The sequence below is a fragment of the Chengkuizengella sediminis genome, assembly GCF_010078385.1.
GTDB classification, from domain to species: Bacteria; Bacillota; Bacilli; order Paenibacillales; family KCTC-33759; genus Chengkuizengella; species Chengkuizengella sediminis.
This window is the reverse complement of record NZ_SIJC01000004.1, coordinates 453,767-469,940: the sequence shown is the minus strand read 5'-3', so window position 1 is coordinate 469,940 and position 16,174 is coordinate 453,767. Positions and strand designations below refer to the sequence as shown.

The 16,174-nt window shown below is 35.2% G+C and carries 9 protein-coding genes, 11 tRNA genes and 2 rRNA genes; all 22 read left to right on the top strand.

The annotated features are described in order from the left end of the window. A 23S ribosomal RNA gene (locus EPK97_RS11370) occupies positions 1–121 on the top strand; the annotation flags it as partial. A 147-nt stretch (positions 122–268) separates the two neighbouring features. Then, positions 269–385 (top strand): 5S ribosomal RNA (gene rrf / locus EPK97_RS11365). A 29-nt stretch (positions 386–414) separates the two neighbouring features. Beyond that, positions 415–490, top strand: a tRNA-Asn gene (locus EPK97_RS11360). A gap of 3 nt (positions 491–493) precedes the next feature. After that, positions 494–566, top strand: a tRNA-Thr gene (locus tag EPK97_RS11355). Between the two features lie 15 nt (positions 567–581). Next, a tRNA-Glu gene (locus EPK97_RS11350) sits at positions 582–656 on the top strand. Between the two features lie 259 nt (positions 657–915). Next, positions 916–991: transfer RNA gene (locus EPK97_RS11345), tRNA-Val, on the top strand. A gap of 101 nt (positions 992–1,092) precedes the next feature. Then, positions 1,093–1,167, top strand: a tRNA-Gln gene (locus EPK97_RS11340). A 6-nt stretch (positions 1,168–1,173) separates the two neighbouring features. Beyond that, a tRNA-Lys gene (locus EPK97_RS11335) sits at positions 1,174–1,249 on the top strand. Positions 1,250–1,259: 10 nt separating this feature from the next. Continuing rightward, a tRNA-Leu gene (locus EPK97_RS11330) sits at positions 1,260–1,344 on the top strand. A gap of 3 nt (positions 1,345–1,347) precedes the next feature. Next, positions 1,348–1,422: transfer RNA gene (locus tag EPK97_RS11325), tRNA-Gly, on the top strand. 3 nt (positions 1,423–1,425) lie between these two features. Continuing rightward, positions 1,426–1,502, top strand: a tRNA-Arg gene (locus tag EPK97_RS11320). A gap of 140 nt (positions 1,503–1,642) precedes the next feature. Further along, positions 1,643–1,719, top strand: a tRNA-Pro gene (locus EPK97_RS11315). A gap of 15 nt (positions 1,720–1,734) precedes the next feature. Next, positions 1,735–1,808 (top strand) — tRNA-Gly (locus tag EPK97_RS11310). Positions 1,809–2,135: 327 nt separating this feature from the next. Continuing rightward, complete coding sequence (gene ppc / locus EPK97_RS11305) at positions 2,136–4,907, top strand: phosphoenolpyruvate carboxylase (protein WP_162036716.1); 2,772 nt, start codon at positions 2,136–2,138, stop codon at positions 4,905–4,907. Positions 4,908–5,043: 136 nt separating this feature from the next. Further along, complete coding sequence (locus EPK97_RS11300) at positions 5,044–5,922, top strand: EamA family transporter (RefSeq protein WP_240903791.1); 879 nt, start codon at positions 5,044–5,046, stop codon at positions 5,920–5,922. Positions 5,923–5,975: 53 nt separating this feature from the next. After that, positions 5,976–6,548: an RNA polymerase sigma factor SigW gene (sigW, locus tag EPK97_RS11295; RefSeq protein ID WP_162036714.1), complete on the top strand. Its 573-nt coding sequence runs from the start codon at positions 5,976–5,978 to the stop codon at positions 6,546–6,548. A 116-nt stretch (positions 6,549–6,664) separates the two neighbouring features. Further along, entirely contained in the window at positions 6,665–7,273 is a 609-nt protein-coding gene (locus EPK97_RS11290; RefSeq protein WP_162036713.1) for a zf-HC2 domain-containing protein, read from the top strand. Positions 7,274–7,515: 242 nt separating this feature from the next. Then, positions 7,516–8,331 (top strand): diadenylate cyclase CdaA, encoded by an 816-nt coding sequence (cdaA, locus tag EPK97_RS11285; protein ID WP_162036712.1) that lies wholly within the window; start codon positions 7,516–7,518, stop codon positions 8,329–8,331. Next, positions 8,324–9,814, top strand: coding sequence for a CdaR family protein (locus EPK97_RS11280; RefSeq protein WP_162036711.1), 1,491 nt, complete (start codon positions 8,324–8,326; stop codon positions 9,812–9,814). The genes cdaA and EPK97_RS11280 overlap by 8 nt, the downstream gene beginning before the upstream one ends. Positions 9,815–9,846: 32 nt before the next feature. Continuing rightward, the gene (glmM, locus tag EPK97_RS11275; protein WP_162036710.1) at positions 9,847–11,184 is read left to right on the top strand and encodes a phosphoglucosamine mutase; all 1,338 of its coding nucleotides are present in this window, start codon (positions 9,847–9,849) and stop codon (positions 11,182–11,184) included. A gap of 524 nt (positions 11,185–11,708) precedes the next feature. Next, positions 11,709–13,538: a glutamine--fructose-6-phosphate transaminase (isomerizing) gene (gene glmS / locus EPK97_RS11270; RefSeq protein ID WP_162036709.1), complete on the top strand. Its 1,830-nt coding sequence runs from the start codon at positions 11,709–11,711 to the stop codon at positions 13,536–13,538. 1,389 nt (positions 13,539–14,927) lie between these two features. Beyond that, entirely contained in the window at positions 14,928–15,848 is a 921-nt protein-coding gene (locus EPK97_RS11265; RefSeq protein ID WP_162036750.1) for a phosphotransferase, read from the top strand. Positions 15,849–16,174 lie beyond the last annotated feature (326 nt).

Genomic DNA, 16,174 nt, shown 5'->3' with positions numbered 1-16,174 from the left:
CTCAAGATGAGATTTCCCAATTTAGTAAGACCCCTTGAAGACGACGAGGTTGATAGGTTCGGGGTGGAAGTGCAGCAATGCATGGAGCTGACGAATACTAATCGGTCGAGGGCTTATCCAAGAATACCCCAAAAAGTGGAGTGAAGCTTTGAAGCAAATTCCAAATACTTTCCGGGGACCCCGAGCAAACATTGCTTAGGGAAAAACATGAGATTCCAATTCTTTATTCTTTGTTTCGCATCTAGTTTTCAGGGAATATCCTTGAATGTTTGGTGATGATGGCGGAGGGGTACCACGCGTACCCATACCGAACACGACCGTTAAGCCCTCCAGCGCCGATGGTACTTGGACCGCAAGGTCCTGGGAGAGTAGGACGTTGCCAAGCTTTAATTCTCTATTTACTGTATATAATGTTCCCTGATAGCTCAGTTGGTAGAGCACTCGGCTGTTAACCGAGTTGTCACAGGTTCGAGTCCTGTTCGGGGAGCCATATGCTCCCATAGCTCAGTAGGTAGAGTGCTTCCATGGTAAGGAAGAGGTCACCGGTTCAAATCCGGTTGGGAGCTTATTAATATCAATGTGGCCCGTTGGTCAAGCGGTTAAGACACCGCCCTTTCACGGCGGTAACACGGGTTCGAATCCCGTACGGGTCACCATTTAAAGAAATAACATCAAGGGATGAAGAATCCTAGGGTTCGTCGGAGTATAATCTTCGTAAGAGATCGCATCGCAGTCTCGTAATGAAATGAAGAGTATCCCGTACGGGTCACCACTTAAAGAAATAACATCAAGGGATGAAGAATCCCAAGGGTTCGTCGGAGCACAATCTTCATTGAAATGAAGACTAACCTGTACGGGCACCATAATATCTTTGCAGGGATCTTTGGCTTATTCCTTATATTCTATCACTAATATGGACGCTTAGCTCAGCTGGGAGAGCATCTGCCTTACAAGCAGAGGGTCGGCGGTTCGATCCCGTCAGCGTCCACCATCAATTATGTTTGCAGTTGTAGATCAACTAGTAGAACAACTGACTTAATTAGTAAGTTGGGGGTTCAAGTCCTCTTGACGGCACTGTTACAATTGAATTGATGGGGATTAGCCAAGCGGTAAGGCAACGGACTTTGACTCCGTCATGCACAGGTTCGAATCCTGTATCCCCAGCCATTATGAGAGCCATTAGCTCAGTCGGTAGAGCACCTGACTTTTAATCAGGGTGTCGAAGGTTCGAATCCTTCATGGCTCACCATTTTATTTATGCGCGTGTGGCGGAATTGGCAGACGCACTAGACTTAGGATCTAGCGTCTTACGACGTGGGGGTTCGACTCCCTTCACGCGCACCATTTGCGGACGTGGCTCAGTGGTAGAGCATCGCCTTGCCAAGGCGAGGGTCGCGAGTTCGAATCTCGTCGTCCGCTCCATATACGCCCTTAGCTCAGCTGGATAGAGCGTTTGACTACGAATCAAAAGGTCGGGAGTTCGAATCTCTCAGGGCGTGCCATTTAATCTTCATAGATAGACAAAACGCATGAGATAATTCGAACGTTAGAATTCGTCGGAGCATAAGCTTCGAAAGAAAAGGCATCGCAGTCAGGTAACTGCATCTCTCAGGGCGTGCCATTTTCAATAATATATTTACATCGGGACGTAGCTCAGCTTGGTAGAGCACTTGGTTTGGGACCAAGGGGTCGCATGTTCAAATCGTGTCGTCCCGACCACTATTATTTTAATACGCGGGTGTAGTTCAATGGTAGAACTCCAGCCTTCCAAGCTGGTCGCGTGGGTTCGATTCCCATCACCCGCTCCATTTAACAATAAATGACCTATAAGGTCTTTTTTTTTTAATATCGATTATAATCCTATTTCGAAAACCTGATCTACAAATAAATTATATTAGAGCAATTTGTTAACTTCCCCTAGCATAGTATTATACTAATTACTAAGTGATGTTATTGAATTGACACCTAATCCCTTGCTATCGTTGTATATTTATGCAGCTATATATTTGAGTATTCAACTACATAATTATTAATTTCAATTAATGGAAATTCATTATTTTTGTTAAATCTGAGATTTTTGACCCTTTTTTTAGTATCATATATTTATACATTTAAATAAAGATGAGGTGTGAGAGTTGGTTGAAACTACTGTAGATACGAATAAAACAGATCCATTACGTAGAGATGTTCGCTTTTTAGGTAATATTTTAGGAGAGGTTTTAGTTCATCAAGGAGGTAAAGAATTACTTGATGTCGTAGAAGAAATCAGAGAAATGAGTAAATCTTTACGAGCAAACTTCGTACAGGAATTACTGGAAAATTTTAAAACTAAGATCGAGACATTAGAAACGGGTAAGCGTCATAATGTTATAAGGGCATTTGCAATTTATTTTCACCTTGTTAATATTGCAGAACAAAACCATCGAGTTCGCAGAAAAAGAGAGTACGAACGTTCAACAGGTGATATTATTCAACCTGGTTCCATTGAAAGCATCATTATCGAGTTTAAAGAATGTAATGTATCTAGTGATGATGTAATGGAGATCTTAAGTGGAGCGACATTAGAGTTAGTGATGACGGCTCATCCAACGGAAGCAACAAGAAGAGCTGTTTTAGATATTCATCATAGAATTGCTGAAGAAATGATGGAATTAGACAATCCTACTTTAACTTATAAAGAGCGTGAATTATTAAAGGACAAACTTCATAATGAAGTATTAACTTTATGGCAAACGGACGAACTTCGTGATCGTAAACCTACAGTTATAGATGAAGTTCGTAACGGATTATATTATTTTGATGAAACATTATTCGATGTTTTACCTGACGTATACCAGGAATTAGAGCATTGTTTAAAAAAATATTATCCTGAGCAGGAATGGCATGTACCAACATTTTTACGTTTTGGATCTTGGATAGGCGGGGATCGTGATGGTAATCCTTCAGTAACCGCTGAAACAACATGGCAAACACTTAAAATGCAAAGAGCTTTAGCTTTAAAAAAATACAGACAAATCCTCAAAGACCTTAAGGATCATCTGAGCTTCAGTACTAGCATTATACAAGTATCTGATGAACTTTTAACTTCAATTGAAGAAGATCGTGGAAATATTGAAATTCCGGTTGCTGATCAGTGGAGAAATATGAAGGAACCATATAGAATAAAACTTTCTTATATGCTTCAAAAAATTAATAACACAGAATCTTCTGTCTCTAATGAAAAAGAAAAATATAATTCTCCAGAAGATTTTTTAAATGATTTAAAATTAATTGATTGTAGCTTAAGAGGACATTTTGCAGATTATGCTGCAGATAATTTTGTTAAGAAGGTAATTAGACAAGTTGAACTTTTTGGTTTTCATGTAGCTGCTTTGGATATTCGCCAGCATAGTAAGGAGCATGAATTTGCAATCACAGAAATTCTTTCAAAAACAGGGATTGAAGAAAACTATTCAGCATTGAAAGAAGATGGGAAGATTCATTTATTAACAGAGTTATTAAATGATCCAAGACCATTAACGACAGTGAATCTAAATTATTCTGAAAGTACAAAGGAATGTTTAGATGTTTTCAAAACGATTTATAATGCTCAGAAGGAATTCGGTCAAGACTGCATTAAGAGTTATCTGATTAGTATGACACAGGGTGTTAGTGATCTTCTCGAAGTAACAATATTAGCTAAAGAATATGGATTACATCGTCTTGAACCAAACGGGTTATCTATTCAGCCTGTACCACTTTTTGAAACGATAGATGATCTTCATGAAGCACCTCAAATTATAGATCAGTTGTTTAATATACCTATCTATAGAAAAAGTTTAAAGGAAGTTAATGATCTACAAGAGATTATGTTGGGATATTCGGATAGCAATAAAGATGGTGGAGCAATAACAGCTAACTGGGAATTAAGAATTGCTATGAGGGATATTACAGAAACCGCAAGTAAATACGGTGTTAAACTAAAGTTTTTCCATGGTAGAGGTGGAGCTTTAGGTAGAGGTGGTATGCCTTTGAATCGCAGTATCCTAGCGCAACCCCCAGGTACTTTAGGTGGCGGGATAAAAATTACAGAACAAGGAGAAGTACTTTCTTCTCGTTACTCTTTAAAAGGCATTGCATACAGAAGCTTAGAGCAAGCAACTTCTTCATTAATTAAAGCTGGATTGTTATCTAAACGAAAACAGGAATTAAAAGCTGACCCTAATTGGGAGGAAATCGTTCAGGGTATTTCAGAGACAGCTCTTAATAAATATCAAGATCTTATTTTCCGTGATCCAGGTTTTGTAACCTTCTTTAAAGAATCTACACCACTAACAGAGTTTGGGGAATTAAATATTGGCTCTAGACCTTCTAAACGTAAAAATAGTGATAAATTTGAAGATTTAAGAGCGATTCCATGGGTATTTTCTTGGACTCAAAGCAGATATTTGTTACCTGCTTGGTATGCTGCAGGGACAGGGCTGCAATCCTATATACAGGGCAAGGTAGAGAATTTAAAAACGCTTCAAAACATGTATGAGAATTGGTCGTTTTTCAGATCTATGATAGATAATCTACAAATGGCTCTTGCCAAGTCAGATTTATTAATTGCAAAGCAGTATTCAAATATGATCAAAGATTCTACGATACAAGCTCGAATTTTCAAATCCATAGAGGATGAATATATTTTGACCAGTAAGCTTATCTTAGATATAACGAAACAAAAAGAAATTTTAGATAATGTTCCAGTTATTCAGGAATCTATTCGTTTAAGAAACCCATACGTAGATCCTTTAAGTTATTTACAAGTGGAATTATTGTCTGAACTTAGAGCATTACGTCAAGAAGATGATGATAATGCAGATTTATTACGTGAGGTTTTACTTACGATAAATGGAATTGCAGCAGGGCTTCGAAATACAGGATAAATGACATGATTCATTTTCCATCAGAGCAATTAAGTCACAAGTACAAAGACTAACAATATTTTATCCGTATACAAAGTCGGAGGTCTTAATGGACTTTCCGGCTTTTTGTATCTTGGAGGTTATTAATTTGAAAGAAATGCATCGTTGGGTAGCCATTATTCTTGTGTTAGTTGGAGCTTCAAGTTATGGGATTTTATCATCCATCATTAAACTTGCTTATGAATCTGGATTAAATGAGCTTCAAATCACCACAGGACAGTTATTTTTTGGTATGATGATATTATGGATTATTATAGGGTTTAGAAAAAGTTCGTGGCAGAATCCAATGAAGGCTCCTTGGCTGAGACTAACCTTGTTAGGTTTTATTGGAATTTCACTTACTTCCATTTTTATCAATGCTTCTTTAAGAGACTTAAATGCATCTCTTTCCATTGTGCTGTTGTTTCAGTTTATATGGATTTCAATCATTATTGAGTCTGTATTACATAAAAGATTACCAACGATATATCAGGTGCTAGCGGTTGTTGTCGTCATGTTTGGAACCATCTTAGCTGTTGGATTGTCCTTTGAAGACCTTCAACAAATGAGTACCAGAGGGTTTATTTACGGTTTTTTATCCGCAATTACATATAGTTTATTCATAACCTTTACAGGAAGAGTTGCAACAAATATAGATTCTGTACTAAAATCAGCTATAATGATAACAGCATCTCTTCCACCTAGTATCATTGTAATGATGATATTATTTCCTAGTCAGACATATATCCAAGGAGAATTAAATACATTTCTCTTCTGGGGACTATTTGCAGCCATTTTAGGTGTTGTGATTCCTACAATTAGTTTTAACTTAGGAATTCCTAAAATCGGTGGATCTTTGTCTGCAATGTTGGGAGCAATTGAACTACCAGCAGCAATCATTGCTGCGGTTATTGTATTACAAGAAACTGTGAACCTTGCACAATGGTTAGGAGTACTTTTAATATTAGTTGGAATTATAGTCGCTGAAAAGAAGTAATTAAAAATTAAATCACGTTAAACCATAGCAAGCATTATGCTGGGGGAATTGTAGTGGAAAGTACCGAAGTAAAAATCATTAAATTAGCTAAAAAAGGAAATCATCAAGCCTTTTCAGATTTAGTTGATTTATATAAGAGTAAAATTTACCATCTTGGTTACAGAATGTTAGGTAATAAACAGGAAGCGGAAGATATAACTCAAGAAACCTTCTTAAGAGTGTACAAAAGCATACATAAATATGATGCAAAGTTCAAGTTTTCTACTTGGATATTTCGTATTGGTACAAATTTGTGTATTGATCGACTAAGGAAAAGAAAAAATGCTTTTTCATTAGATGCTGAAACCATAGAAGGCGAAGGGATAGACGGTTATGATATTCTTCCGAGCTTAGATGACTCTCCTGATCAACAGCTTATCATTTCTGAAACACAAAGACATGTTCGAGAAGCGATTGATAAATTACCAGAAAAGTATAAATCAGTTGTCGTGTTACGTTATTTGCATGATTTATCTCTTCAGGAGGTCGGTGATATACTAAATATGCCTGTAACAACCGTCAAAACTAGAGTACATAGAGGTAGAGAGTATCTCCGAAAAAAATTAGAACATGGAAACTTAATATAGATATTGTTTAAGTTATTAGTAATCATATTTATTAATTTTTTTTTGAAACCAATTTTTTTAACAAACGTATGGTATGAATGAACGAACGAGTTTGAATTCTGAAAGGTGTGGGCAAAGTGAATTGTAAACAAGTAAATTCTTTATTGCATGAATACTTGGACGGAGATCTTACTGGTGTAAAACTTCATCAGTTAAGCCATCACCTAAACACATGTTCAAATTGTAAAGAGAATTTAACACAGTTAGAAAAAACCGAGGCATTAACTAGGTCTCTCCCAAAAAGCCCAGTTCCTGATGACTTAACTGACAAGATTATGGATGTTATTCCAATGAAAAGAGAAACCAGATGGATGAGGTGGGCTAAACAGTACCCTGCTTTGGCTGCAGCAGCCGTTTTTGTTATTATTATGATGGGAAGTTTGTTCGCCATGAATGAACCAGAATCAAATCTTATCGTTTCAGGAAGTGGCATGGAATATGTAGTGATCAAAGATAACCAAGTCATTGTACCAGAAGGACAAACAGTGAATGGAGATCTTGTTGTTGAAAATGGAGAAATTATAGTTGAAGGAACAGTGAATGGTAAGGTAACGCTCATTGACAGTGAAATAAATTTACTGGCTTCTGCAGAAAAAGTTGCCGGAGGAGTTACTCATATTGACCAAACATTAGATTGGATTTGGTATAAAATTAGTGGTTTTTTCGACTTCTTCAAAAGTGAATAAAATAATTTGTTTTTAATAAACCTTCCCAAAATGATGGGTTGGTTTTTTTGTACAAAATGAAAAGTAATTCATTTAGTAGGTAAGAATGTCTATCTTATAAGCGATTTATTTTTTTCACTGGTAAAAGTTCTAGAGTTGTACATTTTATGGTATGATCTATATTAGAAATAGAAATGAAATTTTAAGAAGTTTTTAATAAAAAAATGAAGGTTTTTTGAAGTTGGATACTAGGAGAGCTAAAAATGGGATTTTTCACCACCATCACCTTTATGGATATAATAGATATTTTAATCGTAAGTTATGTGATATATAAATTAATAATGATTATTCGAGGTACTCGTGCTGTGCAACTGCTTCAAGGTATAGTGGTTGTCATTGTGGCATGGGCTCTTAGTATATTATTAGGTCTTAATACGTTACAGTGGATGATGGAACAAGCGTTTAACTATGGGCTTTTGGCCGTTATTATTATATTTCAACCTGAACTCAGGCGGGCATTAGAACAATTAGGACGAGGTAAGATATTTACTAGAACTGTATCACAGGAAGAAAAAGAAGTGAACGATCGCATAAGCGAAGTGATTAAATCGATTAATTATTTATCTAAGCGAAAAATAGGTGCTCTCATCGTATTTGAGAAAGAAACGGGATTAAATGAATACATAGAATCTGGAATCCAATTAAAATCAAAAATAAGCGCAGAGTTATTAATAAATATTTTCACTCCAAATACCCCCTTACATGATGGAGCTGTAGTGATAAAAAATGGTGAAATTCGAGCTGCAGGGTGTTACCTCCCCTTATCTGAAAATCCTTTTATTAGTAAGGAGTTAGGTACTCGTCATAGAGCTGCCATTGGTATGAGTGAAGTGTCTGATGCTTTATGTATTGTCGTTTCTGAAGAAACAGGGGCTATATCCATGGCTATGAATGGACAGGTTGTCAGAGATGTGAAAGACGAATCGCTCATATCCAAAATTTTTGAAGAGTTAAAACCAAATGTCAAAAATAAAGACAAAACTTCATTTTGGAAACGGAGAGGGAATCAAAATGGATAAATGGTTAGGGAATATAACAGTTGTAAGAATTGCTGCAGTGATTTTTGGTATATTACTATGGGCATTTGTTCAGTTAGATCAACAAGTTGCAACTCCCCCACCTTCAATTATTGATTCAATTACCGAACAGAGTAGAGAAATAGATGATTTTCCAATCTCTATTTCAAATTTAGGTGATAATTTACATATCCAAAGAAAGTATTCTAATTCTGTAAATGTGGCTTTAAAAGGAGAAGAAACAGATATTAAAGCTGTAAGTAAAGAAAATGAGAAGTATCAGATTGAGTTAGATTTATCTAATAAAGGAGCGGGAACTCATCAAATCAAGTTAGAAACGATTGGATTCCCAGATGATATAGATGTTGAACTATATCCACCAACAGTCACAGTTGTCATTGAAGAGATCATCACAACTTCATTACCAATCGAAATTAATGTAAAAGGAGATCCAGGAGAAGGATACGAAGTAAGAACAACAATTTTATCTACAGAAGAAGTTTCCATTACAGCTCCAAGCAGTGTAATAGAACAAATTTCCACTGTTCAATCTTCCATTGATGTAACAAATGTACACGAGGATATAGTGACTGAACTGCCATTGGTAGCATATGATAAGAATAGTAAGCAAGTAGACGTAGAGATAAATCCGGCAACGGTGCAAGTGGAAATTCCAATTATAAGCCCTTCTAAAACATTAGATTTAAGAGTGGATTTGAGAGGTGAAACTCCAAAAGGGTATAGTGTTGTATCCGTTAAGCAGAGTGTAGATGAAGTTACACTTTACGGATCAGAAGATGTATTAAAAGATTACAATGTATATGATGATATAGAAATTGATCTGCGTAATTTGACAAGCGATAGAGTATCTTCCCATATTTTAACCGTGCCTGATGGTATTAAAAAGATTGAACCTCAAAAAGTCGAGGTGGAGATTATTATTGTACCTTCTGAAACTAAAACATTTGCTGCTTTTCCTATTACATTTATTGGATTAGACACCAAAGAATATGAGGTCGTTTTTAGTGGATCAACGGATGGCTTATTAGATTTGGTAGTTGAAGGTGCTCCATCTAATTTAGAAAATATTACTGAAAATAACATAGATGCCACTGTAGATATCAGTGGACTTCCACCAGGGAGTTATGAACGTAGCATTCAACTAACTCTTCCTAATTTTGTTAAATATGGTGGAGATTCTCCTTTGAAAGTCTCTTTGGAAATACAACCAATTACAGAAGAGGTAACAGATTCAGAAGCTGAAGAACCATCAGATGAAGCAACAAATGAAGAAGGAGAAACGGGTATAACAGATGAAACAGAAAATCAAAGCGAAAACACAGAAGGTGGGATACAATCAGAAATTAATGAAGAGTTGAATACTTTTCCTATTTCTGAAGAAAGTTCACCTACTGACAACCTTCAAACAGACTTAGAATCGGTTTTAAATGAAGAAGAGCCATTAGATGAGAAAATAAATCAATAATAATTAACATATACGAATAGGAGCAAGATGACATGGGGAAATATTTTGGAACTGACGGTGTACGTGGTATTGCTAATAAAGAGCTTACCCCTGAATTAGCATATAAAATTGGTCGTTGTGGAGGTTATGTATTAGCTGGTAAAGTTGAAAAACCAACTGTAACCATTGGTTTAGATACAAGAATTTCAGGTCCAATGTTAGAAGCGGCTCTAGTCGCAGGTTTATTATCCATTGGAGCAAATGTTATTAGATTGGGCGTTGTTTCAACACCATGTGTAGCTTATTTAACTCGTGAATTAGGTGCAGATGCAGGTGTAATGATCTCAGCTTCACATAATCCAGTACCTGATAATGGGATTAAGTTTTTTGGACAGGATGGATTTAAGTTGTCTGACGAAACAGAATTAGAAATAGAGCGTCTTATGGATGCAGAGGTGGATGATTTACCAAGACCAGTAGGAGATCATTTAGGTACTGTAACAGATCAACCTCAAGCAAAGGATTTATATATAGAATATTTAAAAACTACAGTGGAGACCGATTTTAAGGGTTTGAGAGTTGTATTAGATTGTGCCAATGGATCAGCTTTTGAAATCGCACCAAAAGTTTTTGAAGATTTAGGAGCTGAAGTGATCTCAATGGGGATTGAACCAACGGGTTTAAACATTAATGAAAATTGTGGTTCAACCCATCCAGAAAAATTGCAATCTGAAGTTGTTCGTTTAGGTGCGGATTTGGGATTATCCTTTGATGGTGATGCAGATCGATTAATGGCAGTTGATAATACTGGATCACTAATTGATGGAGATTACATATTATGTATTTGTGGAGATGCAATGAATCAAGCTGGAAAGTTAAATCAAAGCAAAATTGTATCCACAGTCATGAGTAATATTGGGTTTTATAAAGCGATTGAATCTTTAGGTATGCAATCTTCCAAAACAGCTGTTGGAGACCGTTATGTGATGGAAGAGATGAGGAAACATGGATATAACTTAGGTGGAGAACAGTCAGGGCATGTCATTTTCTTAGATCACAGTACAACAGGCGACGGTATTTTGTCTGGACTTCAACTCTTAAGTACTATCCAACAGTCTGGAAAGCAATTAAGTGAGTTGAAGCAACTGATGAGTAAATATCCACAAGTATTGATCAATGTGAAGGTTCAAAACAAAGAAGGATTACAAGGTAATGCAGCAATAGAAGAAGCCATTCATGGAGTAGAAGTAGAGCTAGGTGATAATGGTAGAGTTTTAGTGCGTCCATCTGGAACAGAAGCTTTAATACGTGTTATGGTTGAAGGACCTGATGAAGACCAAGTTCGAAATTATGCTGAAAAGATAGCAATTAAAATTCAAGAAGCACTGTAATTATCTTAAACTCATAACACTTAAAATAAATACTACACATTCCTTATTTTCAAAAAAAGGTTCACATTTAATGTGAAATGCAATAATATAGTTCTATACTCTAAAAAGAAAGGTGGAACGAGGTTATTTGTTTTAAAAGCGCCAGAACTTGATAACTTTATAAAGTGTTGCTCTATGATCATAACTTAAATAAGGTTATAAGTTGACGAGGTGGTAGGTGTTCGAAGCATTCGGCGGGGACCTCCCGGTATTGTTCATCCATACCGTAAAATTGGAAAGTAAATAAATTGGGTGACCGATTTGACAAGAATCCAATTAGGATGACTTAAAGAGGATGTTCAAAAAGTCCAATTTTGACTGAAAACCGAACTTTTTGAACACGGATTTTAAATTAAATATTAATCACTTTTTACACAACCTAGTGTAATCAGCAGAGAATTTTATATAACGTATGAAGGGAGTGTTTAAGAAGTGATGTTTATTACGCTTTTTAAAGCTCCCTGTCTCATGGGAGGAGAAAAATTATGTGTGGTATAGTCGGATATATTGGAAATAGAGATTCTAAAAGTATATTAATAGATGGATTGAAAAAATTAGAATATAGAGGGTATGATTCTGCAGGAATAGCAGTATATACCAATCGTGGATTAGAAGTGAAGAAAGTTAAAGGTCGGTTAGCAGTACTAGAGGAAGAGTTAAATACAAACCCAATAGAAGGATCGATTGGTATTGGGCATACTCGTTGGGCAACGCACGGAAAACCTTCTGACGAAAACTCACACCCTCATTGTGATCCGTCACAAAAATTTTCAGTCGTTCATAATGGAATCATTGAAAACTATGTAAATCTTAAAGAAGAGTTAATTGCAAAAGGGCATAAATTTACCTCAGAAACGGATACAGAGGTTATTGCTCATCTTATTTCTGATTTATATGAGGGTGATATCGTTAAGGCGATTCAAAAAGCAGTAGATCGTATGCGTGGGGCATATGCATTAGCTGTTCTTTGTGAAGATGAACCAGATAAATTAATTGCTGTTCGATTAGCAAGTCCATTAATTATCGGAATCGGTGAGGGAGAAAGTTATATCGGTTCAGATATACCAGCCATTTTAGAACATACAAGAGATGTGTATATTTTAAATGATGGGGAAATGGCCATCTTAACAAAAGATGAAGTAACTTTACAAGATGTGAACGGAAATGAAATTCAAAAAGATGTTTTCCACGTAGATTGGGACATCGTAACGGCTGAAAAAGCAGGTTTTGATCATTTTATGTTAAAAGAAATTTATGATCAGCCTACTGCATACCGTGATACAATGGGTAGTCGCATATCAACGGATCAAGATCAAGTGATTTTAGATGAAATTAAAATGACTGACGAAGAAATTAAATCCATAGATCGCGTTCATATTGTTGCTTGCGGTACAGCATATCATGCTGGATTAGTAGGAAAAAATATTATTGAAAAGTTAGCACGTATTCCAGTGGAAACAGACGTTGCTTCTGAATATCGATATCGTTCACCAATCATTACGAAAAATACGTTAGTTATCGTTGTGAGTCAATCAGGGGAAACTGCGGATACTCTAGCAGCCCTTAGAGAAGCTAAACGTCAAGGTGCTCGTGTAATAGCGATAACAAACGTAGTGGGCAGTTCTGTATCTCGTGAAGCGGATGATGTGATTACAACTTGGGCAGGACCTGAGATAGCTGTTGCTTCTACTAAAGCTTATACATCGCAATTAATCGCATTTTATTTATTCGGTTTATACTTAGCACAAAAGTTAAATAGAGTAGAAGTGGATGAAGTGAAAAAAGTAATTGCAGCTTTACAAGAGCTTCCACAACAAGTAGAGAGCATTTTAGAGCAATCCGAACAAATTAAAACCGTTGCTGAAAAAATCGCACTTCACAATAACTTATTTTTCATCGGGCGCGGATTAGATTTTGCTGTTGTATTAGAAGGATCATTAAAGCTGAAAGAAATTTCATATATTCATTCTGAAGCTTATGCAGCTGGAGAATTAAAACACGGAACGTTAGCTTTAATTGAGGAAGGTATTCCAGTTATAGCATTGGCAACACAAGAAGATGTATTTGAAAAAACAGTTAGCAACATCGAAGAAGTAGCAGCACGTGGTGCTTATGTATTAGGTGTTAACCAAGAAGGAAATGAAGAGCTAGGGAAGTCCGTAAACGAATCTTTCACAATTCCTAAAACATTAGATGTTTTATCACCTGCTTTATCCGTTGTTCCTTTACAGTTGTTATCTTATTATGCTTCTCTTGCTAGAGGCAATGATGTGGATAAACCTCGTAACTTAGCTAAGAGTGTTACGGTGGAGTAAGTCAGTCAGATCATATTTTTTTAAGTGTAGGTTTGAAATCACATGTAAAAAAGTCTGATCATATTGAATAAAGTTTGACCATATGTAAAAAAGATTGATCAAAACTCATGAATTAGAAAGTGATTCATGAGTTTTTTAATTCTTATATTCTACAATTGGGCCATATTGTGAAATAGTTCCTTGTGGAAGTTAAGAAAATTTGAAATAATTATTAATTTAAAGGGTAGGATAGTTGAATAAGATTTCGGCATGTGGGGTGTTTTTCATAAAAAATGATGAATACATAAAAGAACTTCAAGAATACATAGTTGAGAATGGTATAGATCAATTAGACAAACGGGTTTAAAATACTCCACATGTATGCGAATGGAAAGAAAAACCATCATACTTTGAAAATCATAAGATGGTATTTGTAAGATGTTATATTTCTTTTATTTATATGAAAAGAATGTGATATTATGGGAATATCCAATATGATTGATAAATTAACATAACTAGCCATTATAATTCAAGTGGTACTATTAATGATGTCTAATTCTAAATCAAAAATGAAATTAAGATTAGAGGCAATCTGACTTTTTCTGAACGGCTCAAATAAGTAGTCATTGTCTTACAGATAGGGTTATATTATAGCCTCAAAACAGTCAATTACATCTCTTCAGCAATATGGTGCATTATTGAATGAAAACTTTGAGGAATTTGAATTTTTTAAACGATTAGCGCTATAGTTTAATTTTAATTGTGAAGGTTAAAAAAGGGGGAAAAAATGAAAGTCTCAACTATATTGTATCTTATATTCGTTTTGATAATATTCGGAATTTACTATTATTATATTGAATCAATTGTTAAAGATGAAAAGTTATTATCATTGTTGATAGTCTTTATAATAGGGATTTTACTTAGTTACTCCTCAAAAAAAATCGACGAATCACATATCAAATTTTTATCTAAAAAAGTTGATCCTCAGCTTAGTGTATGGATATTGATCGGGTTGTTCGCTTTAATTTTAATTCCTATAATGTTTGGGATATTTTAATAAATAAGAACAATGAAATTGGGAGTCACTAATCTTATCTTCAACAAACTGGCGCTTTTCACTAAGAGAAGCGTCTTTATTTATGAATGGGGCCAGCATTGTGGAACATCACCTATAAAGAAACAATCTTTAAGAGGAAGACACGAGTATATGTTAAAATATATTTATTATTGGTAAATTGATTTCTTTACTAAGAAAGGAAGTTTGTGATGAAAAAAAGATTGAATAAATTATAACCTTCATATAACAAATTAAACATACATCATTCACGAGCCCCTCCATTATGAATCAACTTTATATTATATTCATTATGAAATGCGGAGGGATATTTAATGAGAAATGAAAAAGAAATGATGGACTTAATTATAAACACTGCCAAGAAAGATGATTTAGTGGAGCTACAATTATTATTTGAAGAATCTATTAAAGAGGTTCAGGAGTTACATCCTGGATATGATGATCACGCAAGTGATGTGTGGTTAGTGAAAACAGACAAGCAAGAGGTAGTGGTACGTTCTTCTCGAATGAGTGAAGAACCAAGCAATGATTTTTGGTGGGGTTGCAAGAGTTTATTTGGTATTGATCCGAGAAATGTGTTTGACTTAGAACAAGTAAATAATAAGCTTTATGATGTTTCTTCCATTCCAATTCCAAAGGTGTTAAAAATGGGAACTATTTCTGCAAGGGAATTTGTAGTGGTAGAAAAACTAAGTGGAGCAGTGGTTCAATCATTTAAAAATCAACCCCCATCAGTATTACAGGATCTTGGAGAAGGATTGGCTAAAATTCACCAATACCAAGTAAACTACGTGGGTAGTCCGTCTGGACATTTTAAAGTTCCACTTGAGAGATTTAAACAGCATTTAAAAGAAACAATGAGGGATTTAGTTTATAAATTTTACAAAGATCATACTGCAATAAGAGAGAAACTCCCTGAAATAACTGAGTGGGCCGAGAAAATCCCTAACCCACAATTCGCTACTTTTGTTTTAGCTGATATGGACCCGACACAATTTTTATCAAATAATAAAGAATTAACCGGTCTTGTTGATACCGAGGCTTATGTTATGGCTCCAAGAGAGCTAGAATTTATTGGACTTGAGTATGTTTTAGACAAAAAATCTGTGAAAGATTTTATTACTGGCTATGAAAGAATTATGGAAATTCCTGATTTGAAAAGTTGTAGATTACCATATCGTTATTTATACCGTTTATTATCTGTTCAGGGCAGCGTAGATATTAATGTATGGTTAAATCACGATAAATTATTCTAAGATGAATTCTTTATTCAAGAATAGGGTGCTTTTCTCTAATAGAGAAGCGCCTTTATTTATGATTCGGGCCAGATTGTTGAAGATCAAATTAAGTTCTACTAATTTGTGATTCTATAAAAAGAGTCAACTCTTTTCATTAAGCATTTTGAGAAATAAGAAGATATTCCAACTGATAAGAATTTAAAACTGGTATGGTAATATAAGCTTGTGTCTACTTACTTAGAGGTGATCAGTATGTACGAAAAAGATCTAAAAGAGTTAATTGAAAAAACAGAGTCTACAAATATCTTAATTTATTAAAAATAGTAAGCTTTAATAATTATTTT